The sequence below is a fragment of the Mesorhizobium ciceri WSM4083 genome (genome assembly GCF_000519305.1).
In the GTDB taxonomy this organism is placed as follows: domain Bacteria; phylum Pseudomonadota; class Alphaproteobacteria; order Rhizobiales; family Rhizobiaceae; genus Mesorhizobium; species Mesorhizobium ciceri_B.
On the sequence record NZ_JAFG01000005.1, the window covers coordinates 78,887 to 105,152 of the forward strand.

Annotated in this window: 31 protein-coding genes and 1 tRNA gene; 8 read left to right on the forward strand and 24 right to left on the reverse strand. The window is 60.2% G+C overall.

Features of this window, described 5'->3' with window-relative positions; genetic code table 11:
• The first annotated feature begins 284 nt into the window (after positions 1-284).
• Positions 285-620 (forward strand): hypothetical protein, encoded by a 336-nt coding sequence (locus MESCI2_RS0110100; protein ID WP_027036481.1) that lies wholly within the window; start codon positions 285-287, stop codon positions 618-620.
• A 469-nt stretch (positions 621-1,089) separates the two neighbouring features.
• Positions 1,090-1,179, forward strand: a tRNA-Ser gene (locus MESCI2_RS0110105).
• Positions 1,180-1,272: 93 nt separating this feature from the next.
• Here MESCI2_RS0110105 and MESCI2_RS01000000134580 read toward each other — a convergent pair.
• The 4 genes from MESCI2_RS01000000134580 to MESCI2_RS0110125 all read right to left on the reverse strand — a co-directional run bounded on the left by MESCI2_RS01000000134580 (position 1,273) and on the right by MESCI2_RS0110125 (position 3,955).
• Entirely contained in the window at positions 1,273-1,977 is a 705-nt protein-coding gene (locus tag MESCI2_RS01000000134580) for a hypothetical protein (protein WP_027036482.1), read from the reverse strand.
• Between the two features lie 537 nt (positions 1,978-2,514).
• Positions 2,515-2,823, reverse strand: coding sequence for a hypothetical protein (locus MESCI2_RS0110115; RefSeq protein ID WP_027036483.1), 309 nt, complete (start codon positions 2,821-2,823; stop codon positions 2,515-2,517).
• The gene (locus MESCI2_RS0110120) at positions 2,820-3,164 is read right to left on the reverse strand and encodes a hypothetical protein (RefSeq protein ID WP_155936600.1); all 345 of its coding nucleotides are present in this window, start codon (positions 3,162-3,164) and stop codon (positions 2,820-2,822) included. The genes MESCI2_RS0110115 and MESCI2_RS0110120 overlap by 4 nt, the downstream gene beginning before the upstream one ends.
• A gap of 104 nt (positions 3,165-3,268) precedes the next feature.
• On the reverse strand, positions 3,269-3,955 hold the full coding sequence (locus MESCI2_RS0110125; protein WP_027036485.1) for a hypothetical protein: 687 nt from the start codon (positions 3,953-3,955) through the stop codon (positions 3,269-3,271).
• Between the two features lie 119 nt (positions 3,956-4,074).
• Here MESCI2_RS0110125 and MESCI2_RS0110130 point away from each other — a divergent pair, with 119 nt between their 5' ends.
• On the forward strand, positions 4,075-4,302 hold the full coding sequence (locus MESCI2_RS0110130; RefSeq protein ID WP_197031538.1) for a helix-turn-helix domain-containing protein: 228 nt from the start codon (positions 4,075-4,077) through the stop codon (positions 4,300-4,302).
• Between the two features lie 92 nt (positions 4,303-4,394).
• The gene (locus MESCI2_RS0110135; RefSeq protein WP_155936602.1) at positions 4,395-4,769 is read left to right on the forward strand and encodes a hypothetical protein; all 375 of its coding nucleotides are present in this window, start codon (positions 4,395-4,397) and stop codon (positions 4,767-4,769) included.
• Positions 4,770-4,780: 11 nt separating this feature from the next.
• Here the strand turns inward: MESCI2_RS0110135 and MESCI2_RS0110140 are convergent, their stop codons facing one another.
• From MESCI2_RS0110140 to MESCI2_RS0110155, 4 genes are all read right to left on the reverse strand, one after another.
• Positions 4,781-5,149, reverse strand: a complete 369-nt coding sequence (locus MESCI2_RS0110140) for a YybH family protein (protein ID WP_027036488.1) — start codon at positions 5,147-5,149, stop codon at positions 4,781-4,783.
• Positions 5,150-5,166: 17 nt separating this feature from the next.
• The gene (locus tag MESCI2_RS0110145) at positions 5,167-5,352 is read right to left on the reverse strand and encodes a hypothetical protein (RefSeq protein ID WP_027036489.1); all 186 of its coding nucleotides are present in this window, start codon (positions 5,350-5,352) and stop codon (positions 5,167-5,169) included.
• A 117-nt stretch (positions 5,353-5,469) separates the two neighbouring features.
• Positions 5,470-5,712: a hypothetical protein gene (locus MESCI2_RS0110150; protein ID WP_027036490.1), complete on the reverse strand. Its 243-nt coding sequence runs from the start codon at positions 5,710-5,712 to the stop codon at positions 5,470-5,472.
• Between the two features lie 79 nt (positions 5,713-5,791).
• Entirely contained in the window at positions 5,792-6,655 is an 864-nt protein-coding gene (locus tag MESCI2_RS0110155) for an RNA ligase family protein (protein WP_027036491.1), read from the reverse strand.
• Positions 6,656-7,211: 556 nt separating this feature from the next.
• On the opposite strand from MESCI2_RS0110155, the gene MESCI2_RS1000000139160 reads away from it, so the two are divergent.
• The 4 genes from MESCI2_RS1000000139160 (at position 7,212) to MESCI2_RS0110185 (ending at position 9,248) form a co-directional block, all read left to right on the forward strand.
• Positions 7,212-7,340 carry a hypothetical protein gene (locus MESCI2_RS1000000139160; protein ID WP_276325611.1) on the forward strand — a complete coding sequence of 43 codons (129 nt, stop codon included), beginning with the start codon at positions 7,212-7,214 and terminating at the stop codon, positions 7,338-7,340.
• A gap of 479 nt (positions 7,341-7,819) precedes the next feature.
• Complete coding sequence (locus tag MESCI2_RS0110170; RefSeq protein WP_027036494.1) at positions 7,820-8,029, forward strand: hypothetical protein; 210 nt, start codon at positions 7,820-7,822, stop codon at positions 8,027-8,029.
• Positions 8,030-8,163: 134 nt separating this feature from the next.
• Positions 8,164-8,355, forward strand: coding sequence for a hypothetical protein (locus tag MESCI2_RS0110175; protein ID WP_027036495.1), 192 nt, complete (start codon positions 8,164-8,166; stop codon positions 8,353-8,355).
• 512 nt (positions 8,356-8,867) lie between these two features.
• The gene (locus MESCI2_RS0110185; RefSeq protein WP_155936603.1) at positions 8,868-9,248 is read left to right on the forward strand and encodes a hypothetical protein; all 381 of its coding nucleotides are present in this window, start codon (positions 8,868-8,870) and stop codon (positions 9,246-9,248) included.
• On the opposite strand, the gene MESCI2_RS0110190 is transcribed toward MESCI2_RS0110185, so the two are convergent.
• From MESCI2_RS0110190 to MESCI2_RS0110270, 16 genes are all read right to left on the reverse strand, one after another.
• Entirely contained in the window at positions 9,245-11,386 is a 2,142-nt protein-coding gene (locus tag MESCI2_RS0110190) for a hypothetical protein (protein ID WP_050596537.1), read from the reverse strand. The genes MESCI2_RS0110185 and MESCI2_RS0110190 overlap by 4 nt on opposite strands.
• A complete protein-coding gene (locus tag MESCI2_RS1000000136115) occupies positions 11,386-13,686 on the reverse strand; it encodes a phage tail tip lysozyme (protein ID WP_050596538.1) in 2,301 nt (766 codons plus the stop codon). The genes MESCI2_RS0110190 and MESCI2_RS1000000136115 overlap by 1 nt, the downstream gene beginning before the upstream one ends.
• Entirely contained in the window at positions 13,683-14,675 is a 993-nt protein-coding gene (locus MESCI2_RS0110200) for a tail fiber domain-containing protein (protein WP_013531595.1), read from the reverse strand. Before MESCI2_RS0110200 ends, MESCI2_RS1000000136115 begins: the two co-directional genes overlap by 4 nt.
• A 12-nt stretch (positions 14,676-14,687) precedes the next feature.
• A complete protein-coding gene (locus MESCI2_RS0110205; RefSeq protein ID WP_027036499.1) occupies positions 14,688-15,146 on the reverse strand; it encodes a GNAT family N-acetyltransferase in 459 nt (152 codons plus the stop codon).
• The gene (locus tag MESCI2_RS1000000136120; protein ID WP_050596539.1) at positions 15,139-16,992 is read right to left on the reverse strand and encodes a hypothetical protein; all 1,854 of its coding nucleotides are present in this window, start codon (positions 16,990-16,992) and stop codon (positions 15,139-15,141) included. The genes MESCI2_RS0110205 and MESCI2_RS1000000136120 overlap by 8 nt, the downstream gene beginning before the upstream one ends.
• Entirely contained in the window at positions 16,989-17,648 is a 660-nt protein-coding gene (locus tag MESCI2_RS0110215) for a hypothetical protein (RefSeq protein ID WP_027036500.1), read from the reverse strand. The genes MESCI2_RS1000000136120 and MESCI2_RS0110215 overlap by 4 nt, the downstream gene beginning before the upstream one ends.
• A gap of 44 nt (positions 17,649-17,692) precedes the next feature.
• Complete coding sequence (locus MESCI2_RS0110220) at positions 17,693-18,376, reverse strand: hypothetical protein (protein ID WP_027036501.1); 684 nt, start codon at positions 18,374-18,376, stop codon at positions 17,693-17,695.
• Between the two features lie 39 nt (positions 18,377-18,415).
• Positions 18,416-18,601, reverse strand: coding sequence for a hypothetical protein (locus MESCI2_RS0110225; RefSeq protein ID WP_027036502.1), 186 nt, complete (start codon positions 18,599-18,601; stop codon positions 18,416-18,418).
• Positions 18,602-18,665: 64 nt separating this feature from the next.
• Positions 18,666-19,157, reverse strand: coding sequence for a hypothetical protein (locus tag MESCI2_RS0110230; protein ID WP_027036503.1), 492 nt, complete (start codon positions 19,155-19,157; stop codon positions 18,666-18,668).
• A 12-nt stretch (positions 19,158-19,169) separates the two neighbouring features.
• Positions 19,170-20,153 carry a phage major capsid protein gene (locus MESCI2_RS0110235; protein ID WP_013531602.1) on the reverse strand — a complete coding sequence of 328 codons (984 nt, stop codon included), beginning with the start codon at positions 20,151-20,153 and terminating at the stop codon, positions 19,170-19,172.
• Between the two features lie 5 nt (positions 20,154-20,158).
• Positions 20,159-21,262 (reverse strand): hypothetical protein, encoded by a 1,104-nt coding sequence (locus MESCI2_RS0110240; RefSeq protein ID WP_027036504.1) that lies wholly within the window; start codon positions 21,260-21,262, stop codon positions 20,159-20,161.
• Positions 21,259-21,492: a hypothetical protein gene (locus MESCI2_RS0110245; protein ID WP_245270295.1), complete on the reverse strand. Its 234-nt coding sequence runs from the start codon at positions 21,490-21,492 to the stop codon at positions 21,259-21,261. Before MESCI2_RS0110245 ends, MESCI2_RS0110240 begins: the two co-directional genes overlap by 4 nt.
• A gap of 126 nt (positions 21,493-21,618) precedes the next feature.
• On the reverse strand, positions 21,619-21,984 hold the full coding sequence (locus MESCI2_RS0110250) for a hypothetical protein (protein ID WP_027036506.1): 366 nt from the start codon (positions 21,982-21,984) through the stop codon (positions 21,619-21,621).
• A gap of 10 nt (positions 21,985-21,994) precedes the next feature.
• Complete coding sequence (locus MESCI2_RS0110255; protein WP_245270297.1) at positions 21,995-22,408, reverse strand: hypothetical protein; 414 nt, start codon at positions 22,406-22,408, stop codon at positions 21,995-21,997.
• Positions 22,408-23,853, reverse strand: coding sequence for a hypothetical protein (locus MESCI2_RS0110265; RefSeq protein WP_027036508.1), 1,446 nt, complete (start codon positions 23,851-23,853; stop codon positions 22,408-22,410). Before MESCI2_RS0110265 ends, MESCI2_RS0110255 begins: the two co-directional genes overlap by 1 nt.
• Complete coding sequence (locus tag MESCI2_RS0110270) at positions 23,850-26,189, reverse strand: hypothetical protein (protein WP_027036509.1); 2,340 nt, start codon at positions 26,187-26,189, stop codon at positions 23,850-23,852. The genes MESCI2_RS0110265 and MESCI2_RS0110270 overlap by 4 nt, the downstream gene beginning before the upstream one ends.
• Positions 26,190-26,266: the final 77 nt, after the last annotated feature.

Sequence of the window (26,266 nt, forward strand, 5' to 3'; positions counted from 1 at the left end):
GAACCCCGATCCTTTGTGCGCAGGAATTGCTTATCACGGTATTAACCGATTGTGGCCGCAACCGGGCAGGATTGTGGCGCCTCCATCCCTGAAGGGCCCTGAAAAGTCACGATTTTCGCGCTTCCACGCGAGAGATGTGATGCCCTCTGCCACAGAGAGCCTGGCTTCGCTCCTGCCGCCCATGCCTGCCGTTGACCAAGCTTTGACGGGCAGCGGACCGACCGTCGGAACAAAGAAATGCGCCGCTAGTTTCTTCCGCAGGGCACTCGAACAGAAGGACGAGCATGATGAAAATGGCTTCATTGACAATCGCGATCGCAATGTCACTCTCTGCCGGGTCTGCGATCGCCGCATGCCCGGACAAGTCGGCTTCCAACGCCGGGACGGATTCCGAGCAGACCGCCGGTATTTCAAAAGATGGAACTCACGCGCCTTTAGAGACCCCAAAAGCGTCGGACAGCGCGGGCAAGCCAGCCGCCAAGGATGGCGCCACAATGCCATTGGCGGGCTCTGAAGGCGGCGGCGACAAGAATCTTGCCACCTCGCAGCAGGACATCGAGGCGCAGCAGCATGGTGATAAAGCCGCGGCGGCAAAGGCGGACGAAAGCTGCAAAGACTGAGGACCGTGCAGGCCGGAGCCGATTTGCAGCTTCGGCCTTCCTCACAAGCAGCTGTTCCCTTGGCTAAACCTGATTTTTTGGGGAAATACCGCAGCTCTCTCAAGGGGCTGGCGTGGGGATTACCTCGCCCGCCCAGTTGCAGGATGGGTTCTGGTCGACGCCTGGAGCGCACCCTTGCCCTGGGTCCCTGCATGGAAGCACTGCAGCGCCTCACATCTCGGGCAACGCCCGCCAGTCGGCGGGCTTCTTCTTCATGCACCATTGAACCGCGATAGTTCCGGTGCTCGATTCCGACAAGCTCTGAGCTGCCGGCAAAGCAGGAAGCGACACAGCGGTGGTTGACGCAGCCCTCAATGCCGCTTTACAGGAATGAGGCGTGAACCAGCCGGGAGCGCCTTCGGTGCCAATCCGGTGCCAACAGGCCAAACGAGTTGGCCCCGCGCTACCCAAGTGGTTGAAAAATCACGATGGAGGAATGGCCGAGCGGTTTAAGGCACCGGTCTTGAAAACCGGCGTGGGTGCAAGCTCACCGTGGGTTCGAATCCCACTTCCTCCGCCAGAATTCTAATTAACCAATTGAAACAGCGGAGTAAATCGCTCTCGCCTTATTCGGTTCCTAACTCAATTCCTAACTTTTTCGTCCAATGACGACTTATCGCCAGAGCGATTGCCCTCCTCTGAGCATGACCATGTCGTCGTCCTCGTCGTCCTCGGGCTCATACGGCGCCGGTGCCTCAAGCAGGTCGATTCGCCTGAGATCAGTCCCTCCCATCGGCGCATCGAGCGAGAGCGTTTTGAACGTATCGTATTCACGGTTGTAGCCGGTGACGTAATCCTTCATCCGCGCACCGACGTGCTCCAGAAGTAACTTGCCTTCGAGCACAGCCAGGAGCATCGAGGCGATAACATCATCCCGCATGAAGCGTGGAAGGGCGGAACTGACCGCCCGGCTCACCACCCGATAGACCGTGTCCGGGTCATGCCGCATGGTGTTGATTGATTTCTTTCGCAGCATCCACGCGGCCTGCTTCTTATAGATTTCCTGGCGATGTTCGACAAAGTATTTTCGTTGGGAAATCCGGGTTTCATCCAGATGACCAGCTCTGTACGCATGGTAGTACTCAACCACTTTTTCCGGATTGGCTAGACGCCAAGCTTTCTTGGCCGCTGCACGTATCTCCTTATGTGTCTCACGATACCTTCGCCCGTAGTCCAAGTCTTTTTGACGGTTCTCAGCTCTCCATTTTTTCTTCTTTTCCCTAGCTTCTGGCGAACGTTTCCTTGCCAAGACTTTTTCGCGGTTTTTGGTTAGGTATCGGTGTTGTGCTTCGAGGTGCTTTATCGGATCGCGGGCCATCCTGGCACGGTGGAGCTTGGAGACATGACCGCGCAAGATAGTGGGAAAGCTTGTGCCCGCTAATCCCGCTACGCTCCACCATCAAATGAAAAGCCCGCCATCTCTCGGCAGCGGGTCGCCGCCGGGGCTGCCTGTGCAACAAAGGCCGTCGATCCGCGTTGAGGCTCGTCTCAGTGGAGCTTCGATAATGGACCCCGCAACCGCAGCAGTATTGCTTTTACTCTTTTGCAGCCCAGGCCAGGCTGCCGTCTGCAAGCCCATTGAGGCCGCGCCGACCACATATGCGTCGTTCGACGCGTGTCGGGCATCTATGAAAGACAGGCTCGCAGGTGCGCCAAACGGTGAAATCGTCGGACGATGCCATCCTGTCGACGAGACTGTCACCGGTTCACTGCCCGCCGGGTACACCACCGTTGTTGTCACGCGGGGCGTTGGGAGCAACGCCATCAGCAATAGCTACATCGTTCAACACAAAGAATAGAAAGGCCCGCCACCGTGAGGCAGCGGGCTCTATGTCCACTATTTGACGATCGGAGGTCACCAGCCGTTGCGATGCCACTGCGACCCCTCTTGCGGTATGTCGGTATCGTTCGACCACGCGATGTCGCCGTAGTCTTCCGCACAGTACGCTTCGGCGTCGTGCTGCTCTTCGAGGTCGCAATCGTCGCGCTCGCGCTCGTCGTCCCCTTCCCTGTCATCGGTGCCGACGACCTCGATGCCGCCGGCCAAGTACGGCTCTAGATCCGGGTCGGGCTCCACGAAGTCCAGCAGCGAAATCAGCCGCTCAATCTCGTCTTCGATCGAGCGACGGACAGTCGGGTCGGAAAGGCGGGTGTGCGCGTTCATGACCGCACCGCTTTCCTGTTTGCCTTTCGCGTCGCCTGTTGACGGGAATGGATTTCGATGCGACCCGCGAAGGCGGCTTCATCGCGGGCGATGGCGAGCGCGGTTTCCGGCGATCCGCCACCATTGCGGCGAAGCCAATCCTCTTTCCAGCGCAGATCACGGACGCACCGGGCCGGGACGAAGACCTGTTTGAGACATTGGATTTGCCAAGCCTTGAAGGCCTTGTCCGCTAGGTCGCGCTGGAAAACTGCTTCGGCGCTGTCCTTCCCATGCGTATCTGTGGCAAGGATGCGTCGAAAATCGGCGGTCATGCGGAAATGATATGCCAACTCGATTTGCATGCGGCCGATGCGCCAGTCGAAGGCCGGCTTCAGCCATGCGATGAGTTCGTCCAGTTCCCCGGAAGGCGCCGGCTTCGGGCGAAAGGCTACAACTTCGCCCATGGTCAGCCCTCCCCACAGAAGGACGAAAGACAGGCGATAAACTCGACGTCATCGACCGCAACGCCGAGGGCTCCGTAGCCATGAATGAGAGCTGCCGCCTTCGCCCTCACTTCGGCCATCGTCATGCAGGGATGCCTGATTAAAGCTTGAAACGCCGTGTTCCAGACAGCGATTGCGTCGTCTGCTTGCTGCATGGCGTCGTGGTGACCGCTGGCGTGGATCACGGCTTCCTGTTCGCGCAGCGAGGTTAGGCCCTCGGTTTCGGCGGACGTGATGCCTGACATCCACCGATTGTAGCCGGCGCGATCCATGCAACTCGACGCCCACGACTCGTCAACCTGTGCCTTCTTGCGGGCAATCTCGGCTTCAAGGTCGCCGGACGACCGGAAGGCTTTCGGATGGTGCGACCAGATGGACGAGAGCCCACCGGGAGGCGTCCACTTCGGGAAGAGCTTATCGCCAAGCGCGTCAGCGATGGCATTTTCCCGAGCCGCTGTTGACACATAGGTCTGTTCGGCCCGGTGGCAGGCGGCGATTGCCTCTTCCAGGCTGGTCGGCGCGGCGTGAGCCGCAGGAGAGACCGCAACAACGGCGGCAGCGGTCGAGAGAGCAGCCGCACCAAGCAAGAGGTTGCGGCGGTTGACATTGGGCATGCCTTCGGCGGCAGCCCGAACAGCAGTGTTCGGCATGTTGGCAACTCCCTTGCTAGCGTTTTTCGCTATAGATAACGATATGCGCTTGTTAATGCTAACGCAAGCGTTTTTCGCTAGGTCTATCGGAAGACGCTACTTAGTGATAAGGTGCCTTGATGATGAACTCAGCCCAATGCCGCGCGGCTCGCGCCCTTCTTGACTGGTCTCAGCAGGAGCTTGCAGACGCGTCTAAGATAGGGAATGCCACTATCCGCAATTTCGAGGCAGGCCGGTCAGAGCCGCAACATGCGACACTCGATTTACTTCGGAGAACATTCGAGGATGCCGGCGTGGTGTTCATCGACGCCAACGGGGACGGCGCGGGCGTGAGGCTGAAGAAATGAGGCGCCCCGGTCCAAAGTCCGTCCAAGCCGCCGCTTTGCGAACGTCGCCGATCCCTGTCGAAACCCAGTACCAGCTCCACAAGGAGTTGCTGATGGGAGCTCTTGAAAGACAATATGAGTATGGCAAGTGGGTTCTAGCGTCGCTTTTAGCGGTGCATGCCGGCTCCCTCTTAGCAATCTCGCAGGCAGGAGCGGCAACGGCTCGGCTATATCAGGCGTGCGGCCCGTTGCTCATCTACGGCGTTGCCACGACGCTTGTGGCCGGTGGCCTAGCATGGATCAACTTCTCTGTGGTCGCCAACGTCTATGCCCATGTCTTGAGGGCCATCCGCGAAGGTAGGGAACCATCGCTCACCGTCAGGAAAAAATACCTCGCTCTAGTGACATTCTGGATTACGCCACTTGTCGCGGTCGGATCTCTCATGCTGTTTCTGATTGCAGCCGTTAGAGCGGCTAACGTCATCTGAGGCATGGTCGGTCATTCTACCTGGTCGCTACTGTTCAAGCTGCACATGCGGATCAACCAACCTCCGCCAGCCTGGTGCTCAAAGACGCTAAGCGAAGTTCCGTTTCCGGTCGCCTCCCCTTCCGAGTAGGCCGCGAGAGACCATGCCAGATCTCCGGAGCCTCCTGCCTCGATCACTGCAAGTGTCTTGTCGGGGGTGGCGTGTTGGGTCCAGACACCGTGCAGCGCCTCTATCGCCGCTCGGCCGCGAGCTGGGGGTGCATACGGAGAATGCATTTCCGCGTCATCGGTAAATATGGACGCGCAACCGGCAGCATCTCCGGCGCGGTATGCCGCGACGTAAATGTCCCAAAGCTCCTGCAGTTCATCGCTGATCGACATAAGCCTGCTCCCTTTGTCTAGTTCTCCGCATGGCTAAAAACGACAGTGCCGTTATCCTTTCGAATTTCAACGGACACGATTCCATCGTCGCCCTTCCGGGTCTGAAACATGGAGATTGCATGATCCTTTGCCGTTTTCTCGGCGTCGAACATTTCCTTGTCGACGATGCCCTGTCGTCCATACCAGATGACAGTAAAGGCCATATTCGCTCGTCCTTTCGCGGCAGCCAGACATGGTATGCCGGTTGGGACGGAAAGTCACACAATGAGACGAAGCGGCGTTGACGCCGATCTGCTGGAATGGTCGTACGGAAGTGGGCGCTATTCAGCCGTAGGCGATCGAACTGGCCCAGTAGTGTTCCACCGGATGAACTCAACTTCCTTCCCGGTGACTTCCCGCACCGCCTTTAACAGCACCTCATGCAGGACGCGCGTCTGCCTGTAGTGGTCGCAATGCGGCGATATGAATGGCTTGATGATGCTCAGGTGCAGCGCTTCTGCCGCCACGAGAAAGCGCTCGATTTCAGCCTGCGATAACTGCTTTGAGGGTTTTGACCTAGCCATGGTAGCGAACTCCGTTAGAGGGTGATCGCCGCAACGGGAGGATTATATTCCTGATCTCGACTGGCGGTGCAAGCGCTACCTATTGCTTTTCCCGGAAATCGAGCAGCTTCGCATGGCGCAGCGTTTCTTCCCCTTTGAGGAATTTCACCTGACCGACAAGGCCTGGGTTAAGCCATTCGGCCTTGTCTTTCTTCAAGCCCTTAGGCACCGGGCCGCCGACCTTGCCCTGTACGCGGTCCCACAGGCGCTTGCGTTTGTCGAACTTGAAGTTGACGTTCGCCGCGCCAACGTAGCGCCCTCCGTATGCCATGAGAACCCGTGCCGCCTGGCCCGGATCTCGCTGGACCCCGATGATGTCCATCTCCTTGTAATCGTAGCACTTGATTTTGCGCCAGTTCCTCGTCGGGCCGCTGCGATAAAGACTGTCCTGGCGTTTCGAGACGATTCCTTCCTGCCCGGTCTGGTCGGCGAGGTAGTAGACAGCGTCACCGGTCCCAGGCATCGCCTCGCTGAATTGTATCCGTCCGCCGGCCTCGATCATTCCCTGTAGGATCTCGCGCCGGTCCTCCAGCGGCATGTTGCGGAGGTCGTGGCCATTCATGTGCAGGAGGTCGAAGGCGATTAGATAATAATCCTGCGACGGCTCGCGACTGCTGACGGCCGATTGCAACGCATGAAAGTCGGAACGTCCGGCCGCATCGACTATGATGGCTTCACCTTCGATGATGAAGTCGTCAGCCTCGATCGCCGCAGCTTGGTCGGCAAGAACCTTGTACCTCGGCGTCCAGTCGTACCCTCTCCTGGTCAGCAGGCGAATGCCGTCTTCGTCCTTGATGATCTGCGTTCGGTACCCGTCGAATTTGATTTCGTGAATCCAGTTGTCCCCCTCGGGCGGGGTGTCGACAAGCTCCGGCTCCATCGGCGGAATGAACTTCAAACGCATGAACTGACTCGCAAGAATGCGATTCAATTTAGCACACGCTAAAATGGTTCCGGAACATTTTAGCCATCCTGCATGTTCAGTGTGCATGCCGACGATAGACACAGAAGAGTGCAGAGCGGCGCTAACCCTGATCCGGCGAACGATCGAGGATCATTGTCCGCCTGGCGTTCTTCCGAGCGAAGAAGCGGTAAATGATCTTTATGGGCCGGAGCTCATGCATGAAGCGGCCGCCTTAGCCACCGCCATAGTCAAGACCGTCGACAAGCTGACGTTGAGTTCGACGAGGATCCCGCCGGTGCCGAGCATTAAAGCTTAGTGCTTCCGCTTGCTGAGGCAGAACAGCCCGTCTCGCCTGCATTTGCCGGTGCCGCGAGACGGGCTGCGGAAGCTCGGACCCGCCAAGCGCGGAGCTTCCGGCTCCCCGAACCTCGGCTGCTAGCGATTGTTCCGTTAGCTTCTGCTGAAATGGGCGGGAACTTTTTGCTGCTGTGGCAATTCGAAAACCATGACAAAGCTCTCAGACCAGCCTATCCCCGGCAAGCTGCACGGAGGCGACTTGGCCGACGAGGACGACAACTTCTATACCTGCCCGATTTGCGGTCAGCAGGTCGACATGCGCGATTTGCGCCAGGTGATTTGGCACGAACGGCCAAAGCACCGGCCGCTGCTCTTTTTGGTGGAATAGACGCTTGAAAGCCGCCGACCCCGCGAGAGCTCAACCTGACATCCAGGATGCCAGCAGCAGGGCGCATAAGGATGAGACCAGAGCAGCGGCTGCAAGAAGCACCCCTGCGCTCTGCCAATCCGGCGGCGGCTCGTGTACCAGCCTGTTGGGCGGCTGATTATCATTCATGGGCGGCAGCAATTAAGCTCCTGACGCTGGCACAGACTGAAATAGAGGACCCGCCAACCACCCAAGTGGCCCGCGGGTCCTTTCAGCACAGGAAGGGACGTAGCTGTGCTCATTTCACGACTGAAAGAACCGTCAATTTAGCCAAGCGTTCCGATTAATCCGGATGTAGGACCATTGCCTCGCTGAGGGAGGACTTTGGTCCCATCGCTGTTGAGACCGAAGCCCACAATAGGAACGTTTGGCGCAGAGCTGTGTTGAGAGCGGCCGCACAGAACGTGCACGTCAATCGCTAACTCAACTGGACAATGAAGATGATGAACCTTGAAGCCGAGACGTCGCAAGCGCTCGTGGCGCGCCTGGCTGATCTCCAGGCAAAAATGCGGGCAGCACGCATAACGGAGGCCGAAATAAAAATCTTCCAAAAGGTCGCAGCCTTCATGGAGGACGGTCGCGGTCAGATTGCTGGAGACGACCTGATCGCAGCATCATTCCTCGTCGAACCTGAGGCCCTGAATGGGTAGCTGCTATCGGGGTGGCGCCTTGTCTTGAGCAAGCGACGGCTGTTGGTCCGATTCCGCACAAGCTTTTGTTATTGCAAAGCGCGACATCAGAGGATTTTAATCGACGTTGCCCATTGCTTTCTAGGGAGTCTGTGATGGAAAACGCGGTGCCCAATGGCAAGGTCTCACCTTGCATCGAAGTGGTCGAAGCTTGCGGCGAATGGTTCGTCCGCATGGTCGAGGAAGGCCAGGAATTTACCCGCTCTTTCGAACTTGAATCTTTCGCGCTCGCCTTTGCGGAAGGCCAGCGGATACGGCTGGGACTAGCCGAATTCAAGCGGCTGTAGGAAAAACAAGATGCCTCTCTCTGAGAGCCTGCATTCAGTTGAGATGGAATTCCGATGTTCGGTATGCGGTCTGGGCTTCGTAAGGCCTGGGCGCTGGTTTAAGTCTGCCGCTCAACATCGTTGCTCCGGCTGCCACCAGATCACTTACCTCACCTATCCGAAGAAATTGGCATTGTTCGACAGATACGCCAAGCAGACGAAGGGGTCGGTGGCGAAAGACGAGGAGGCGCGAACGCCACCGCCGCTTCAGTAAATTCCGCTCTTATTGCTCCCCTGTGTGGGGACGATCACAGGCGAATGCGACTTGTTGATAAGAAAACCGGCGGTTAGCCAAAAGCCGACAGCCATAAAAAACAGGACCGCGAAGGCAATCAACAATATGCGCATGCGGACTTGCTACCCTGCCGGCGATCATCTTTCAATCGCGCCGATTTCGGCATATCTTCCGCGCCCATGAACAAACATACCAACAGCGGCACGACCTGTTTCCAATCCGGGACGCTGAACCTCACGTGACAGTAATTCAGCTATATCCCCCGATTGCGCTCGCCGCATTGGCGGGTTTCCTGTGGTTCATGGCGGCCTATCGGCTCTACAAGCGCGATTTGGTGCAGGGGCCCGGCGGCGAAAGCATCATTCAACACCTCTGGTACATCCTGCCTCTGGCGGTGGTTGCGCCGTATTTCTGGTGGGTCGGCCTCGATGCAAAGCTGACATCTTCGCTTCACATCTTCATGTGCACCATCGTTGGCTTGGCGTTCGGTGCGGTCCCGATCGGCATCTTCAATGCCGCCGTCTACGGACGCGACCACACCCGGCGCGCCCGTATTATCTGGGTTTCTGAGGTTGCGTTGCTCGTCGCCTTCCTGATTTGGGGTGCCGTCGCGCTCTAGCGCGGGATCTGGCTTCCGCCGCTCAACAGCAACGCCCGAGCAATGCTTTCGACCTGCTTCGGCTGAACCTTGGAGCCTCGCCCCGCGTTCATCAGCGCGTCGAGAACCGCACTCTGTTGCTGCCCGCCTGTCAGGGTGCGTGCCATGTCAGCAATCGCCTTGTCGTTGCCGCCGTTGCGCAGAGCCTCAATCACTTTTTCGCCCGTGCGAATGCCGGCCGCGCGAACCGCTCCACGCGCGCCTCCAGCAATGAAACCTTCCCGCACGCCAAAGCCGGCAGGCTGTCCGGTGATCGCTTCGCGGGCGGCGGCTCGTGCTGCTGTTTCAGAATTGCGTGTGACGATATTCGAGGTGTCAGCAAACAGCCGTTCGCGGTCGAGCAGATCAAGTACCTTTTCAGTCTTTTCCTTGCCCCAAAGCGTCGACAGGCGAGCCCTGTTCCAATCACCTTCGCCCTTGATGATTTCCTGCAACGCCACGCGGTCGTTTGCCTTGGTGCCAACGATGCGTTCAATTTCGGCACGCGCACCCTCCCTGAGGCGAAGCGGGACAGCGGACGGCCCAATCTGAAGGCCTTGCGGCAGCGCGCCGTGGCGAACCTCGTCCGCCAGTTCATCGGGGCGGGGCGCTTCCCGGCCGCTTGAAAGCACTGTTTGGCCTCGCTGAACGGCCTCCTTCTGCCGGGCCAGCTCGGAATATTTCGCGTCAACTTCCTTGATGCCCGGAACCGTCGCCGCCAATTCATCATCGACCGCTTGCCGCGCCGTTTGCAGAGCATTCAATGCGTCTGGGTTCGCTTCCGTCTTTATCTTGCCGTCGATCGCGTGCCGGGTGTTCAAAAGCGTCTCTGCATCCGTTACCAGGCCGCCTGGAACGGGCTGGCCATTTACACGGGCGCGTGTGATCTCTTCAGGGGTTGGCACGTAGTCCAGCATCCTACGTATCTGCTGGATGCTCCGTTGCGCATCTCCCCGCAAGGTCTGTGCGTCGCGGTCCAGATATCGGGCAATCGGCAACGTGTCGACCGGACCAGCATCGCGCAAGGCCTCTCGATACTCCGGCTGTAGCCGCGTTTGGTTCTGGTCCGCCCGGACGATGATGCGTGACGGCGTAGGAGCCTCGCCAAGCGTATCGTTCAGCGCGGAGCGGATACGCCAATTCGCGTCAGCGTCACGCGCTCCGATAGCGCCCCGAACGATGGCTTTGCCTTCACCAGGCGTTGCCGCGATGGCGCCGGCAGTGTGGCGGAGGTTTGGACCGAGATCCATCATCATAGCGTCGTCGCCGAGTTTCGACAGCGCTGCCGGGTCCACAGCATCCTGCCGCACGGCATCAGCCAAAACCTTTGTCGCGCTCTTGTCGAGCCCGAGAGCCCGCGCCACCGCTCCAATTTTCACATTGTCCACGACAGCTTTGACGCCCTTGCCAATCACCGGACCAAGCATCGAGCCGGCCAGGCCACCACCCAGCCCAATCAGCCCGCCTTTGCGAATTTCGTTCGGGTCGCCGCCAGAGCGAACCGCCGAATCTGCGGCATTGATGAGACTGCCCGAGGCACCGCTTGCGAGAATGCCGGGCGCGGTAGCCAGCCCGACGCCAAAGACTTCTGGAGCAGCCAGCATCGCCGGAACGGTACCCGCGACAGCTCCAGCGACATTACCAGCGGTACGGGCGTGGGGATGCGCCGCGCGGCTTCCGTCAACCATCTCCTGCATCTGGCCGTGAACCTGTGAATACGGCTCACCCGAGATCAAAGAGCCCAGACCGGCGGCGCTGGCCGTCTGAGCCTTGTCGAGTGCCGGCCCAAGTATCGGAACGCCCTCCATCGTCGATGTAAGCGACGTTCCGCCCGCACCCATATCCATGGGGGCATAGGCAGGAACGCCGGCCGGCTGGCCTGTAGTCGGATCGATGCCAGCGCTCGCGCGCTTCGCTTCTGGTGACAGAGAAGCGTTTGCCTTTGCCCGCTCGATGCCGGCCTTTGCGGCATCAGACAGGCCAGTTGCCGGCGTGGCAGGCGCGGCGGCCGGCAGAGACTTCGCAATCTCTTCAACTGCCGCGTTCTGTTGCTCGGGCGTCATCGACAGAAAGGCGTCGTCTACCTTGACCTTTTGGCCCTGGATGTTGAGCGTTGCCATCAGGGTTCAATGCTCCATTTCAAGCCGTTGCTCGTCGTGCCGGCGCCGGTCGGTTCCGCAGCCGGCGCATCGCCGCCGCCGCGACTGCTCCTGATGGCGTCGACCATCGCACGGACGCGCGCCAGCTTGTCGTTCACCGATTCCTTCGCCTCGCCGGGCTTGGGCGTCAGGATAGAGGCTTGGTTTTCCACTTCGGCCGGCGCCGCTGTGGCACCGGACACGCTGTAGAGGTAGGACGCGATGATGGTCTTCAGCGAGTTCGAAGCGCGCTGATAGTCCGGCGATTTCAGATAGTCCGCTCCATAGTCCGAACCGTGCGGCACGGCTGAAAGCGCCTGATCCGACAGGTTTGACAAGGCCGAGAAATTGTCTTCGACAATCTTCAGCTCGGGCGCGACCACGGAATACAGCTTGGCGTCTCGCTGCTGCTGCTCGTTCGGCGGCTTCGACTTCGGACCGGTCAACGGCACAATGCCCGCGTTCGGGGTTGGAGACTGGTTTTCCGCGCGCGGGCTCGTTGGCGCAACCGGCGCCGGGGCAGCGGCCGGAGGAGCTTGCAGAGGCGCTGGCGCGGCTGGCACTTGCGCCGGAGCAGCAGGACCAGCGGCCGGCGGCGTGATGGGCTGAGGCGCCTGTCCCGGCATCTGTGCGACGATGCCGGAAGGCGTCAGGAACATCATTTCTCCATTGGGGCCGGTGATGGTCTTGCCGGCCGCTATCTGGGCCGCCTGTTCCTGTGTCACCTTGTTGTTGTTCACCAGCCAGTTGAGCGCCTGGGCGTCGACTGCATTTCCCTTGAACATGTTCCCTTGGCCGCCGCCGGTCGATGCCGAGACAGCCTTCGTTGCTCCTGTGCGCTTGTTATACAGCGTGCCGTCGTCAAGCTTCTCCCAATCGGTCTGCTGACCCGTATAGACGGCCTGATGGGTCTTCGGATCTACAAGTGAACCGCCAACCTCAATGAGCTTGTCCTGGTCGGCTTGCATCTTGCGCTCGTCGAGATCGAGCCTCGCCTTTTCGGCCGGCGTCATCTGCGGATTGCGCAGCCGTTCCGTCTCGATCCGGGTTTTCTCCATATCGAGCCGGTTCTTCTCCATCTCCAATTGCGTGGCCGGGTCGGCCTCGGCCATCTTCTGTTTCAACAGGATGCCAACCACACCACGCTGTTGTTCGGAAAGCCGGGGATCTGTCGCCGCCTGCATGAGCTGCTGAACGGTTGGACCGCCGCCCGCAACCTGAACGCCTTGCGGGCCAGTAGGCGCCGGACCAGGACCGCCGGCAAGCACAGGTCCCGCCTGCGGGATACCGCCACCATCAGCGGCACGCGGCGACTGGACGACCCGAGGGGCAGGCGTGGGCACGGGAGCGCCGGACAGAGCCTGTGCGGGCGTCTGCTGCGGCACAGGGGCGGCAGGAGCAACAAGGGCATTGGTGACCGCGCTGCCGGGCGCGGTGGACATACCAGCGGCAGGGTCGAGGCTCGCCACTTGCACCGGGTCCGAGGGGGAGCCGCTGAACTGCGATGCGAAGGAATTGGCTAGAGCAATACGCCGACCAGCCTCGCCGCCCGGCCGGTCATAGCCGGCGAATTTCCAGGCGTTGTTCATCGCCTGCTGCGCTTCAGCCGGTGTCTTGGCGGCGTTCAACCGGTCGATCAGGCCGGGATCTTCCTGGAGGAAGTACGCAGCCTGAAGCTGTGGCGACGGCCGATCAGGATCACCGCCGTTGTCAGCGGCGAATTTCTTCATATTGGCCAGACGTTCGGCGCGCCACGACATGATACCGCCAGCCGCGCCGGCCTGTCCGCTTTCGCTCGGATCGGACCACGATCGAAAAGCATTGCCGGGCGAAAACCCGCTTTCCGCCTTTCCGGTGGCCGCGACCGCCGCCAAAGCGTTCGGATTGGTGATCTTGCCTTTCACGGTATCCATGAAACCGGCATAGATATCGTTTCCAGACAGGTCAGGAGCCGGACCAGCCGAGCCGCCGAGGCCGGGGGACGTTACCGAAGTCTCGGCTGGTACTGATGCCGCCGACTTGGCGTCTGTCGGACCGCCGGAGCCGAACAGCGCCGAAAACACGCTGTCGCCGCCCTTGCGCCAGTCCGCTTCCGCCCTGTTGGCCTTGCCGTTGGCCATACGGTAGCCAAGAGCCTCGCCGATGGCAGAAAGGCCCTGCCCCACTGTCTTGGGTGCCACAGGGCCGCGAAGGGCGTCCGCGATGGCGCGAAGTCGCGCGAGTTCTTCCGGCGTCTGGACGCCCGTGTCTCCGCCAAAGATGAAAGCCGGCTGTGCGGTCATGCGAATGCCCTCCCGTAGTCGACGGCATCGAAGCCGTTGACGGTCGTCACGGCATAGGGCCGATAGGCGCGAACCTCGTCGGCCATGACGCCGACCTGTTCACCACCGCCCCAAAGATATTCGAACACGTACTTCGTCAGGCCGTTTGCGAAGGTGCCGATTGCGCGGATGTTCTTTTTCAGGCGGCGGTCAGAAAACTTGATCAGGTTCGCGCCCAGACCGAACAGGCCGCCCATCAAATCGCTGCTGCTGCTGGCGTCCTGCTGCCACTTCTGGAGCTGCTGATTGTAGTTGGTGTTGATCAGCCCCGCCGTGTCTGTGGTCGGGATGGTCGGCATGTTGGCGTTGACGAAGTTCGGCTGGCTGACCTGTGAGCCCGAGAGCAGCGCCGTCAGGTTGTTGATCGGGGCCGAATTCTGGGCCAAGGCCTCCTGCACCGCCTGCCCGCGACCGGACAGCAGCAACGAATTGTAGGCGTCGTTTTCTCCTTGGTCCTGGATGTTCTGCGCCTGGGCGTAGTTATCCGAACCGGGGCGAATGCCGCGATTGATCAAGTCGGCTTCGTTCGCCTGCCGGCGGGCATCGAGCGCGGGCTGAAGGCGCTTCATGCCGAGATCCATCAATCGACCTTCGGTCGCGTCATTGGATAGGTCGACCGGCTTGGCGAGCCAATCCTTCAGAAATGACGACTGGCCGGCCGCTAGCTCGCCCAGGTTCAGCTTTGCCTGGTCGGTCTGGTCCTTGATCGCCTGACCGGTTCCCGACAGCGTTTGCGTGGCTGTGTAGGTCGGGATGTCATAGGACTTGCCCGTGTAGGGATCATTCCATTTGTAGGTTCCCGTCTGTGAATAGTTCAGCGAGCCATCTGGCGTCACCTGGTTGACGTTGCCGAGGTTGGCATTCGCAATCGCGGTGCCGACGTTCGTTGCAGTCGACGCTGCAGAAGTCTCTTTCGGGTCGGGCGGTGCGGGAGCGTCTGGGGCACACATGGTCAGGGTCTCCTAGAGAAAATAGGTCATGGCGATTGCCGACCGCTTGAAGCCCACGCGCTCGCACATCTTTGCAACGCGTAGATCGGTGGCGATGGTGACGTGCGCCCTGACGCAGCCGCGCGCTTTCAGTTCAGTCAGAATGTGCTTGGTGAACCGGCGGCCGATGCCGTTGCGGTGGTCCGGCCGCATGTAAATCGTGTCCTCCTGGGCGATCATCTCGGAATTGTGCATGTCCTGGGTGATCCAGATGAAAGCATACCCCACAGCCTCGCCATCGCCGGTCCTGACCAGAAAGCAGAGCAGATGCCCGGCGGAGCCGTAGACGTTCAGGCGCGGCTTGAATTCGCCGATCGCCATCCCTTCAGCGGCCATGCGAGCCTGCATCTCGCCATAGTGAGTGCGGCACATGGGCTCCAGCTCGGGCCATGCTTCGTTGAAATTCTCGATGCTGATGGCGTAGTCAGACAACGACGCCTCCCGTTTCAAAGGTGACATCGAGCTGAACGAATTCGGTGACTGGGCGCTGGTTCAGGAACCCGGTGATTTGCAGTTGCGGCTGCATCACGTATCCGGTCTTGCCGATCGAGATCCATTGCCCGCCGCCGACCGATGCAACAGGCTGGGCCTGGTCCCACTTCGCGACATCCCACAGACCCGAATCCCATAGCTCCGCCGTGCCGCCATCTGCTGCCGGAGGGGCGGGCGGCAGGCTGACGGAATAGTTGACCGAGAAAGAGATTTTCGGGTTGTAAGGCGTGGCACTGAGAAAGGTCGGGCGCGCCTGGTGAACGGTCTTCAAGCCGCCCAGAGACTTCATGTGATCCGGGTTGCCGACATAGGTATAGTAAATCGGCAAGCCGTTATCGTTGCCCGCAATCTCGCCCTCGAAAACCGTGCCGTCATTGGTGCCGAAATAGAGGCGGCTGTCATGCAGTTCGATGCAGCGCGTGGCCCAGCCGACGAACTTGCACCAGGCCCCGGTTTCGAGGTTGACAACGAACGACCAAGCTTCTTGTCCGTCCGCCGTGACCGGCAACGCGACAATCGCATAGTTCATGTCCGGCCATTTGATGATTTCCCACGGCAGCGACAGCCGGCGAGCAGCCTCGCGCTTCCAATCCGGTTCGATGTTCCTAGAAATGGCAGCAAGCGACAGTGCAGCCGCATCCTTGTTGATCGCCGCAGAGATCGGAACGAGGCCTTCCTTCGTTGCAACGATCAGGTCGCCGCCAGCTCGCATGGTGCCGCGCTTGCCCATCGGGTCCGTGAGGTCGTAGCGGCCGACAAGGTTCCATTCCGCCGCAGTGGCACCAGCGGGGTTTGATCCTTCGAAAATTGCCGCCTCGCCTTCCGTGGTGACGAACACGCATTTGTCGTCGATGCCGTCGCCAGCATCGAGGGACCACGTAGCGCCGAAGAGCAGCGAGCCGCCGCGTTGGAAAATGCCCGACAGGTTCAGCGAGCCCAAGGCGCCCGTCACGCTGTCCACCCCGAGATAGCGGGCGCGCATCGTTCCGACTTCGATGAAGAACAGCCTGTTCCGATAGAGCCAGACGTGAGAGAGGGCGGAAGTCGCCACGCCGGTAATCGCGGCGGTGATCTGCACCACGCCGCTCGGAATGTCCGCTTTCGCCGAGCCTGCGACCGAGCCGGTGACAGTCTCGTTGTCCTGAAACGTCCCAGTGATGCTCTGGATGTAGAGCGAGCCGGTGGCGCCATTGTCGATCGACTTGACGACAGTCGCGGTCGCGCCGCTGGTGCCGCCCGTGATCGTCTGGCCAGTCACATAGTTGACGGTCTGGGTGTCGAAGTTCAGCCGGTATGTGGGCAAGCCATTGACGGCCGACCAGTCGAACGTTGAGCTGTAAAGCTGGAGAAAATCGGTTCCGTTGACCGCCACCACGAACGAGCCGCCGGAGGTGGTGAAATTCACATAGGAATAGTAGCCGGAAGTCTGGCCCGAGACGGAGGCAGCGGGCGGCACGGTTGGTGATGCCGGCGCCGTGACATCACGGATGGTGGTCGCATCGCAAGCCCAAATCTTCTTCGTGCCGCCAGCATTGTACGTGATGAAGCTTTCAACCGGGACGGAGCCGATCGTGGCGCGCTTTACCGAGCCGCCGCGCATGCTGATGCCGGTAGAGGTCGGAAGGAAGTTTTCGAGCGTCTGGGCCGAAAACGGCTTGGATTTCACAAGGCTCTGATTGGTCACCCAGCCGGCGACAGGCGCGCCAAAGGTGTACGGCTGGGCCTTAGCCGCAGCCGGGACCGGAACAGCCTTGCGGCGGCCGGGGAAGCGCTCGCCAAGCCTCACGGGGCACCTGTGACAGTCCCAGGCCACGCGACATTGCGACCGCGCCAGCTAAGGGGCGGCTGGCCCGACACGACCGGCTTTGAACCGGGATCTTTGTCGATCATGCGGAGTTTCAGCGTTTCGAAGTCGTCTTGCGCCTGCTGATAGGCGAGGCCCTTATTCTGCTTCCACCGATAGATGATGGCGAGCTTCAGCAGTCGTTCCGAGAGCCTGAACGTGTCGGCATCTTCCGTGAAAGCCGGCTTCAGGGAATCGTTGCTCGCCTTTACAATCTCGTTTGAGACGTAAAAGAATTTCACCGTCTCGCTGCTGGCCATGACCGGCCATTGGTGAAACTGGTCACCGAAAATAATCCAGTAGCCGTTCACCGTGGCGATCGGCGTCACCTGAAGCTCAATCCACTGATCCGGGCTGGTCAGATGGTTCGTTGCCCACAACCACCGGGACGACCAGAGCGACGATGTTTGCTGCATCCGCTCATAGTCGTCCGGAAGATCGAAATCAGCCGTGGTGCCGTCACCCGTGAAGGTCTTCAGCACCAGCAGCTTTTGCCAGTCGTAGGCGTCGACGATTTCCGACGCCATCACGTTGGCAAGTTCCTGCATCTCAACCATTTCTCGATTGGTGGCGCCATAGACCAGCGTCGGCACGTCCATGCCGAGTACGGTCGCTGCACCCTTCACCACATCGACAATGGACATCAGGCGGCGTCCTTGGCTTTCGCCTTGGGCTGGGTCCGCTCTTCAAGCAGCGCTTCCATTGCGGCCATTCTTTCGACCATGGCCGCGTTCTGCTCCGCCATCTGTTCAATGATGGCGTCCTTCTGGGCCTCGCGCTCGGACGCCTTGGCCGCGTCCGTGTTCTCGAGGAACAGCTTTGCCTGCTTTCGCATCTCACGCATGTTCGGCAGACGAACCTTGTCCATCTGGCCTTCCTGAAGGTCGCGGACTTCTTCTACCGTACGGATGCCGCACTGACGAAGCACTTCGGCCTGTTCGGGCGAGACGCCAGGCCACGCCGCCAGCGCCATGCCATTGACCGGGATATCCTGACCCTTCTTGAAAGCATCATAGGCTGGCTCAATCTGCATCCAGCGCGCCGTCATGAACTTCAGCTTTTCGCCGTCCTGGTCCTCGCCCATCTTCGACGGGTCAGGCAGCATCAGGCGAACGCGTTCCGTCGTCTTGGTGTTCATCGGCGAGTGCGAGGGGGAATAGGTCACCCAGTCCTCCGCCTGCCGCTCCAGTACGCGCCGGCCGCTGGCGTCGAGCTTGTAGCCCTTCAGGTCGCATTTCTCCGTCACCGGATCGCCTTTCACCGCCAACATCTCGTAGCTCGTCTTGAACCCCATCACGCGGATCATCGGGGCTTGGTTTTCGGACATGTGCATTGCTCCTGAAACGTAGCGGGCGCCGAAGCGCCCTTATTCGCTGATGAGGTCGCGGAGGTCGGGAAGCTCCGCCAAGATGGCGTCTGCCTGGTCCTCGTCGAATTCTGCTGCTTTGAAGGCTTCGGCCGCGCGAAGGCGCTCGCCACCGTTCCAAAGCTTCCTGATGTTCGTTACCGCGCCGGTATCGGCTGACGCGGCCTTTGCTTTCACTTTTGGCATTTCCGTACTCCTGCGGTTGAAAGGGGGAAGACGGGCGGAGCCGAAGCCCCGCCCGAAAGCCGGGTCAGTATGGGAAGGCGCACATGACAATCTTCGCCGAAGCGTCGATTGCGTAGGCGCAGACCGTATCGGTCACGGCGGCGGCAACCTTCAGGGTGCCATCCGTGGTGGCCGACAAGACAAGGCCGTTGCCGTCCGCACCGGAAACCAGCGCGGTCGTAAGCGTTGCCACGCCCTTGACCTGTATCCAGGCATATTCGCCATTGCCGGGAGCAGCAGCGAGAACGCCGGCACCGTTTGCGGCGGTGTCGGACACGTCCGAGGTGACTTCGTTCGTCTGACCGGCAGAGACGCCAGCCGGCGCGTAGAAGCCAACCACGTTGTTGGCGACGGCGGCGATAGCGCCGGCACCAGAGTTGTATTTCACGAACCGATAGACCTTGCCGTCATAGGATTCGTAGGTGTCGCCAAGGCGGGGAGCCTTACCGCTTTCCGCGCCCGTGAGATCAGCCGCGGTGTAGGTTTTGGTGATGTTGGCGCCAACAAAAGAGGTCATGGTTTTCGCTCCTTATGCCGCGTCGAAGAGGACGCCCTGAAGCGACCGGTTCGAGGTGACGAGGTTGCCCATCCAGTAGAAGGGGATGACAACAGCGTCCTGGTTGACGGGCTTCTTCTCGTCGTCCTGCGTCCACTGAGCTTCCTTGTGCTGGTCGACGTAGACGTAATCCGTGTTGAGGAAATAGCCCTTCTCAGCCGTGGTCGTGAAATTCGTGTTGTCGTCGAAAATCACGTCAGCGGTTTTGTATTTCAGGCCGATGAAGCCCGACTGGGCCATGTCGGCGTCCATGTACCGCTGCAACTGCTGTTCGCCGAGTTCGTACAGCGAATAGAAGTCGTGGCTGAAGGTGATGATGTCCGGCTTGTCGGCGCCGCGCGTCAGAGCAAGCCAGAGCTTGTTCATGTCCGCCTTGAACGATGCCGCGTTTGCCGCCGAAGGCGAGGCGGCAAGATTGGTGCCGGTGGCCTCCAGGAACTTGTTGCGCCAGAACGTCCAGGTTGCGGAATCGATGCCGCCGACCGTGCCCTGACCGTTGGTCTGGAGAATGTTGGCCAGGCCGCCGATCTGGTTGGACAGCGAGCCATCCGAGTACAGATCGACAGAGAAGTTATTCGCGGCGGTCTTCAGCGCGTTGCCCTTCTTGGTCTTCACCAGGTTGATCATCGCGAACTTGCCGCTGTTCTGGCGAAGCTCCTTGCCGCTGGAGACGACATGCAGCGCGACCTGCGCCCAGTCGAATTTCGCGGACGTGACGACATCCGAGCCGTTGGTGTTCAGCGTGTCGAGGCCGGCATAGCGCTGATAGGTGTTGTTCTCCGCGTATTCGAGCTGCACCTGAATTTCGGTGCCGCCATCGAGGTTGCGGATCTTGTTCTTCTTCTTCAGCCGGTTGAGGAAGGCGTTGTTCTTCGAAACGTTGTCCGCCACCTCGTTCGCGCTGTTGCGAAGCGTGGTGGACACCATTTCAGTGAAGGTGGTCGACGGACCAGCCATGGTGTTTAACCCTTTTGATTGCGATCATAGACAGCGGCCAACTCTTCCTCTTCGGTGAGAGCCCGACCCTTGCCTGATGCGGTTGATGGGATGTTGACGGCGGCGGCTCGACGAGCGCCTTCGACCTTGGCGGCGCCATTCGAAGCGGCTGGCTTTCCAGCGGCTGCTTTGGCCCGAAGATCGGGATCGGCGTTCACGGCCATGTCGTAAGCCAGACCGAACACGGCCTCTTTCGAGGCGGCATCGCCAAGCTTCCTTCGCGCCTTGTGGATTGCTTCAACCATGTCGACTTCAGGGATTTCCGAGTAGAGCGGCTTGTCGGCTGACAAGCGGGTCAACTCGGTTTCGGCCGATGTCTGATCGGCGCGTTCCTGAAGCTTCTGGTTTATGCGGTCGTCGATACTTGCGGGGTTTCCAACCGTTGCGAGCAACGTTTTCAACCCGGCAATCTCTTGCCGCAATTCGCTTTCGCCCTGCTGGACGGTCTGGCCAAAGGCTGCTGCGATTTTGTCGCGCACGCCGTAGCTGTCGATGATGGCCATGATGGATTCGACGGGAGCCCGGTCCAGATTGGCCTGGGCATTGAACAGAAAATCGATCGCCTTCGCGGGCGTGACCACCGACCCGTCAGCGAGCTTGCGGCCCTTCTGCGGGTCGAAGTAGTGGGAATGCCGATCGATGACTTCCTGAATTGGCTTGACGGTCGAGAGCTGCCGGCCGTGATCTGACAGGCGGCCCTGTAGCTCCTGCTCACGGGCAGCAACAAAGGCGCGGATTTCGGCGGGGGTCTTTTCCCATGCGCCCTTGACGACATCGGCACCTTGGAGGCCTTTCCAGTTATCAGGCAGGGGAACCGAACCGGCGCCAGGCGTCAGACCATCGCCAGCCGGTTCCCCGCCGTCTCCGCCTTTCGGCGATGCCGTGTCGGCCGCTTCGGACCTGTCGACGCTGACGAACTTGCCGTTCTCGCGATCCGCTCCGTTGTCGCGCTCGTTCTTGTTCCAAATGGCTTCAAGGGCCGAATCGTCGGCGACAGCATTGTCGTTGATCGGACCGGCATCGACGACGACGGGTGCGGCTTCAGCCACGGCAGCAAGTTGAGCGCTCATCGAAATTCCTCTGACACCTGGAGGCCCCGCTTCTGGCAGAAGTCGGGATTGCGAAATTTGCCCTTGGTCGGGGAAAGGCTGGGCTCGTACTCGACGCAATTGTGTTTCTTCAGATCATCGCGCCGCTGAGAGCGTGAGCCGATTACCGCGCCGTTGATTGGCGATCGGTACTCCGGAATGTCGGAGATGACATTCGGCATGCTGATCTGGCCGGCGAATGGCTTCTCCATGGGAGCGCCCGTTTGCCGGTCAACGAAGATGCCGTTTCGAAACACGTACCGAGCCATTTCAAGTCCCGCTTGGAGGCAGGATGAAGGGTGCGGTCTGTCGGTGCGAAAAGATAAGCCGTTTGGAATTCAGGAGAGAAGCAGGACCATCAGCGTGTCGTCGTCGGCCATGGCGTCGAGTTCGCGGGAGATCATCAGTTGGCCCATCTTGGCCATGATAGAGCCCATGGGGTCGGCTTGGGGCAGTTGAGGGACATGCATCTTTGCCATAAGCGCTTCAACCATGGCCGGCGTCAGTTCCGGCAGGATTTCCGATTCAAGGGGTTCAACTTTGCGGGCGTGAATGTCGACGGGCTTGCCGTGCCGGTCCAGATAGATCGTTGGGCGGCGCCTGTAGTGACCGGCGCCAGGTTGGCGAGTGTCAGTTTCAGGGGGCGCAATCTGAAACGCATTTGCCTGGAACGCATTCCCCTGAAAGGCTGTGGCGAAGGCCATATCCCGACTCCTAGAGGCCGGACGCTGCCACGAAAAACGCGTCGATCTGCCCGTCATCGAACCCGAGCGCGGTGAAGCCGGCCAGCATCATGGGTTCCGTCCGGACGAACGAGCCGCTGTTCTCGTATGCGATCTGAACTGCCCTACTCTGTGCTGAGACGAACGTTTCCACCGCGTCGAGCAGACCTGATGCCAGAAGCTGTAGTTTGAACTGCCTGGCCGAGACACTGGCAGGGATCTCCGGTTTGTTCACAGGCGGCACATAGGGTCCGACAACCCCAGCGCTGGCCTCCGCAAAAATTGCTGGCCCATACTCCGTGTCGTCATCGGGAGAGGCGGAAAACGGGATCCAGCCGAATTGCGGATGGTTGATCTCAACATCAATCGTGCCGGCCGCATTGTATTTCGGGTTGCGGAACTCCATCAGGAAATCCTCATCGCCAGGAACGTTCGGCGTCGGATCGCGCCGCCACCCGTGGAGACACGACCCATAGCGCGCCAAGTTCCCGACAGAGCCGTGCCGCCCTTGATAAAGGGTGCGCCGCCCGAGCCATACGTGGTGTCATCGCCTGGGTCTGTCGTAACGGCTTCTGAGAAGCCGGCCGGTTGCAGCGTAGACCCAGCCATCGTCAGACCTTCCGTGATCAAGGTGGCAGTTAGGCTGAACACTTGGGCGTAAGTGCCGACAGCGCCGAAAGCGAGGGCAGCGTTGCCGGCACCAAAATCAACGGCGGCAACGGCGGCCGTCACAAAAGCGGTGCTGGCAATCTGGGTATTGTTGGTGCCGGGAGCCGCTGTTGCGGTGGTCATGTTGCTGGCAACACCCGACGCGGGCGTTCCCAACGCGCCGCCAACAAAATAAGCTGCACCGGTTCCTACTTCGTCGGTGAGAGCGGCCCGCAAATTAGCCGATGTTGGGGTCGCAAGAAACGCAGCGATCCCCGCAGCCAACCCCGAAACACCCGTGGCGATGGGGAGGCCGGTCAAATTAGTTGCGACACCCGATGCAGGGGTGCCCAACGCGCCGCCGACGAAATAAGCCGAGCCAGTTCCTACCTCATCGGTAAGCAAGGTCCGGAGGTTTGCCGACGATGGTGCGGCGACGAATGCGTCAAAATTGGCCGCGCGAGCAATGGCTCCCCAAGAAGTGAGGTTGGCGGTGAGGGGTTGGTAAGCAGCGGCGGCATCCGTTACCGATAGAGCGGTCTGGGTGACACCGTTGATCCGGTAAAACAGGCCCGTGTTTGCGGTCCACATGTCGCCGTTCGCCGGAGCGTTCGGTGCAACACCGTGCGGAAGTCTAATCGACGCCGCCGTGGTGGAACTGGTCTTGAATGTCTGGATAATGGTCCACTGCGAGGCGTTGTCGAGGGATGCCATCGCCTTGGTGACGCCGTTTACCCGAACGTACAAGCCAAAGGCAGCAGTGGTCCAGAAATCGCCATCTGCAGGCGCATTTGGCACAATGCCGTGGGGAACATTAAAACCCGCGCCAAGCACCGCTTCCGACGCGTCCGTTACCAACTTGCCGGTCATCGTCCCGCCAGCAAGAGGCAGGCAGACCAGGGAGGCGGCCGTCGCGAAATCCGATATCGTGGCGGCAAGCTGTGTGCCGGTGTGGTTCGCTCTGGCGAGCAGGAAGGCGTCCGAGCTATTGGCCGTGGCGCCATCGGCCACGTTGAGCAGCGCGCGAACCTGTGCGGGCGTCAGTTCCTCTGTGTCGCCCGTCAACGCGCTCACGCGGCCAAGGATGGTCTCTGTGGCCTGGGTCAACGCGTGTTCGTCGTTCCAGTTCGATGGCTGGACAATCGTCGGGTCGCCCGCGTCGGGAATGAGCGACGTGAACTTATGCTTCAGCGATACGGTCATTGCATCGGCACCGTTTCAACGCCGATCGGGCGGCCCTGCGGGTCTTTGATGATCTTCTTCGGCGCGGTGAGTGCCTTGGTGACCATAATCATGAACTGGCCGAACTGCTCACGTTGGGCGGCCATCTCTTTCAAAACCGCCTCGCCGCCGATCGGGTCAATCTGAATTGGCGGAGGTACAATGCCGTTCGCGGCCAAGACCTGGTTCTGATCGGTTGCAGCCGCAATCTGCTTGGAGCGCAGATCGAACTGCTTTTCCTTCATCGTCATGTCGTGCTGCTCGCGGGCGAACTGCATACCCTGTTCGACCTGGGCGCCCCTGAGCTTCGCTTCAGCAGCTTTTGCTGCGGCGTCCGCCTCTCGCGTCTTCGCTTCCGCTTCAGCCTTTTGTTGTTCGGGGCTAGGCTTTGGTGTCTCAGGCTGTGCGGCTTTCGCCTTGGCATCGGTGACCATTTTTTCCAGAACGTCCTCAACGGACTTGCCGAGGTTGAACAGCCGGGAGTTGGCCGCGAAGATTTCGACGGCAACCTCTTTCGGAAGCTCGCCGGACTGGACCATTGGGCCGACAGCAGCCCAGTAGGCGCCGGCACCTTGTAGGAATTCCGCAGCTTCGGCCTTCTGCCGAGACAGGTCCGCCTTCACAGTGGAATCGCTTTCGACATCGATGCGGTACATGGTCGATAGCTTCTGGGTGAGAAGCTGCTGAACAGCCTGCATCTGTGCCAGCTTGGCCTGCCGGGCTTTCTCAGCCATCTGCGCAGCCTGGGCGGCCTGCTGATACTGCTGCAACTGGTCGGGCGGCAATTGCGCACCCTGCGGAGGCGGCGGCGGCTGTATGGGCGTGAGATCCTGTTGCGTCGGGATGATCTGAACGCCCGTCATCTGCTGAAGCGTCTCGTGTGAAAACTTGGCGGGGATGATTTCCGACATCATCACGAACAGATCGCGCGCGCCGCGCTCCATCATGCGTTGCATCTTCTGGATGCGAAGCGAGCCCCACTGTGTCTTGATCTGCTGGGCGCCTAGCGTCTCGTTGGATTTCGAAGCGCCGCGAACGATGTCCGATATCCCGGTGATTTCGTAAATCGCCTGCTTGGTCTGCTCACGGGCGTTGTACAACTCGCGAAGGACGAGGATGAACTTTTCTACTGGCCAGAACGCGACAGCTCCAGCGAGCCCGCCATTGGCCGCCCAGATGTCAGCATTGCCGATCGGTACGAATTCCGTGTCGTCGGCTGCCAGCATATTGCCGATGTCGCCGGCATCGCCGGAATACCAGCCCTTCACCTTCATGTGGTTCGTGATGATGTTGATGCGTTTGGTGGTCAGGTCCAGCTCGTCGGCGAGCTTCGAATATATCGAGAACGGGTTGACCGGCATCAGGCGACCGGTGAGTTCGATCGGCTGCACAGGCGTTGCGATCGGGAAGAAATTCGTCAGGCCCAGCGGATCATCGACCGTCTTCAGGATCACGCCGGTATCGTCGATGAAATAGACCTTGCGGCTGGTCTTGCACCAGATTTCCCAACCAGTCAGATCGTTGTCGGATTCGCCGCGCGCCTTCTTCTCCTGGTCGCTCGTCTGCATTCCGATCATGGCGGAATCGAACGCGGTATCTTCGTTCTCGCGCGAGACGACGAAGCGGAACGACAGCCATGGGCAATCGCTCCAGCGTTTGGCCGGGCCATGACGGAAATCGCGCCAGCTTACGGCCTCGAATTCGATGCGCTCGTTTGCGAGGCGTGCGCCAACAGCGGCCGGAGGTTTACCGTATTCTCCGGCGTCGTCACCTTCCACGGCCCCGGAGCTGTCGAGCTCCAAATCGGCGCTGTCCAGCTTGTCGGTGTCCATCTTGGCGATTTCATCGGTCGGGTCCTCTACGATGTCACTCTTGAACCGGAGCCGCACCACGCCGCGACCAGCCAGGAAGGCGTCTTGGGCCTCGCCCTCCAGTTCGACCTGGAGCTTCGAATCGTCGACCTGAACCTTTATCGAGCGCTCGATGATTTCAGCCACGTCCTTGCCGGCCGGATCTTCATCGGCGAACCGGCGGCGCACGTCTGGCGCGGGCGGGCTGTTGATGACCGCCGGAACGATGGTTTCGACGTTGGCGTATAGGATGTTGAAATCGTAGGTCGAGCCGAGCGTTGTTGACGCGGTGAAGTCGCCGCTCGATGTTTCGCCAGTGAAGGCTTTGACCGCCTTTTCGGCATCATCCAGCCACTGCTTTTCAAGCTTACCGGCAGCTTCGACACGGTTCAGCCATTTGGTGCCCTCTTCGCGAAGGGTCTTTCCCTGCTTCTGCTGGTCGGGTGTGCGCTTGTCAGCCTTGGCCATGGCGGCAAGATGCCGGGCCGGCCAGCGAAAACATAAGCCGCTTGAAAACGCAAGGCATAAGGGAAAGCTGCGCTACT

Coding starts and splice junctions, on each gene's coding strand:
- MESCI2_RS0110200 (WP_013531595.1), bottom strand. CDS start 14,675: ATGTGTGCCCCAGACGCTCCCGCACCGCCCGACCCGAAAGAGACTTCT.
- MESCI2_RS0110130 (WP_197031538.1), top strand. CDS start 4,075: ATGATGAACTCAGCCCAATGCCGCGCGGCTCGCGCCCTTCTTGACTGG.
- MESCI2_RS0110170 (WP_027036494.1), top strand. CDS start 7,820: ATGATGAACCTTGAAGCCGAGACGTCGCAAGCGCTCGTGGCGCGCCTG.
- MESCI2_RS0110215 (WP_027036500.1), bottom strand. CDS start 17,648: ATGGACGTGCCGACGCTGGTCTATGGCGCCACCAATCGAGAAATGGTT.
- MESCI2_RS0110155 (WP_027036491.1), bottom strand. CDS start 6,655: ATGCGTTTGAAGTTCATTCCGCCGATGGAGCCGGAGCTTGTCGACACC.
- MESCI2_RS0110265 (WP_027036508.1), bottom strand. CDS start 23,853: ATGACCGTATCGCTGAAGCATAAGTTCACGTCGCTCATTCCCGACGCG.
- MESCI2_RS0110240 (WP_027036504.1), bottom strand. CDS start 21,262: ATGAGCGCTCAACTTGCTGCCGTGGCTGAAGCCGCACCCGTCGTCGTC.
- MESCI2_RS01000000134580 (WP_027036482.1), bottom strand. CDS start 1,977: ATGGCCCGCGATCCGATAAAGCACCTCGAAGCACAACACCGATACCTA.
- MESCI2_RS0110230 (WP_027036503.1), bottom strand. CDS start 19,157: ATGACCTCTTTTGTTGGCGCCAACATCACCAAAACCTACACCGCGGCT.
- MESCI2_RS0110120 (WP_155936600.1), bottom strand. CDS start 3,164: ATGCAAATCGAGTTGGCATATCATTTCCGCATGACCGCCGATTTTCGA.
- MESCI2_RS0110255 (WP_245270297.1), bottom strand. CDS start 22,408: ATGGAGTTCCGCAACCCGAAATACAATGCGGCCGGCACGATTGATGTT.
- MESCI2_RS0110145 (WP_027036489.1), bottom strand. CDS start 5,352: ATGGCCTTTACTGTCATCTGGTATGGACGACAGGGCATCGTCGACAAG.
- MESCI2_RS0110100 (WP_027036481.1), top strand. CDS start 285: ATGATGAAAATGGCTTCATTGACAATCGCGATCGCAATGTCACTCTCT.
- MESCI2_RS0110140 (WP_027036488.1), bottom strand. CDS start 5,149: ATGTCGATCAGCGATGAACTGCAGGAGCTTTGGGACATTTACGTCGCG.
- MESCI2_RS0110245 (WP_245270295.1), bottom strand. CDS start 21,492: ATGGAGAAGCCATTCGCCGGCCAGATCAGCATGCCGAATGTCATCTCC.
- MESCI2_RS0110175 (WP_027036495.1), top strand. CDS start 8,164: ATGGAAAACGCGGTGCCCAATGGCAAGGTCTCACCTTGCATCGAAGTG.
- MESCI2_RS0110225 (WP_027036502.1), bottom strand. CDS start 18,601: ATGCCAAAAGTGAAAGCAAAGGCCGCGTCAGCCGATACCGGCGCGGTA.
- MESCI2_RS0110250 (WP_027036506.1), bottom strand. CDS start 21,984: ATGGCCTTCGCCACAGCCTTTCAGGGGAATGCGTTCCAGGCAAATGCG.
- MESCI2_RS0110270 (WP_027036509.1), bottom strand. CDS start 26,189: ATGGCCAAGGCTGACAAGCGCACACCCGACCAGCAGAAGCAGGGAAAG.
- MESCI2_RS0110115 (WP_027036483.1), bottom strand. CDS start 2,823: ATGAACGCGCACACCCGCCTTTCCGACCCGACTGTCCGTCGCTCGATC.
- MESCI2_RS0110235 (WP_013531602.1), bottom strand. CDS start 20,153: ATGGCTGGTCCGTCGACCACCTTCACTGAAATGGTGTCCACCACGCTT.
- MESCI2_RS0110190 (WP_050596537.1), bottom strand. CDS start 11,386: ATGGCAACGCTCAACATCCAGGGCCAAAAGGTCAAGGTAGACGACGCC.
- MESCI2_RS0110220 (WP_027036501.1), bottom strand. CDS start 18,376: ATGTCCGAAAACCAAGCCCCGATGATCCGCGTGATGGGGTTCAAGACG.
- MESCI2_RS0110150 (WP_027036490.1), bottom strand. CDS start 5,712: ATGGCTAGGTCAAAACCCTCAAAGCAGTTATCGCAGGCTGAAATCGAG.
- MESCI2_RS0110125 (WP_027036485.1), bottom strand. CDS start 3,955: ATGCCGAACACTGCTGTTCGGGCTGCCGCCGAAGGCATGCCCAATGTC.
- MESCI2_RS0110135 (WP_155936602.1), top strand. CDS start 4,395: ATGGGAGCTCTTGAAAGACAATATGAGTATGGCAAGTGGGTTCTAGCG.
- MESCI2_RS1000000136115 (WP_050596538.1), bottom strand. CDS start 13,686: ATGACCGCACAGCCGGCTTTCATCTTTGGCGGAGACACGGGCGTCCAG.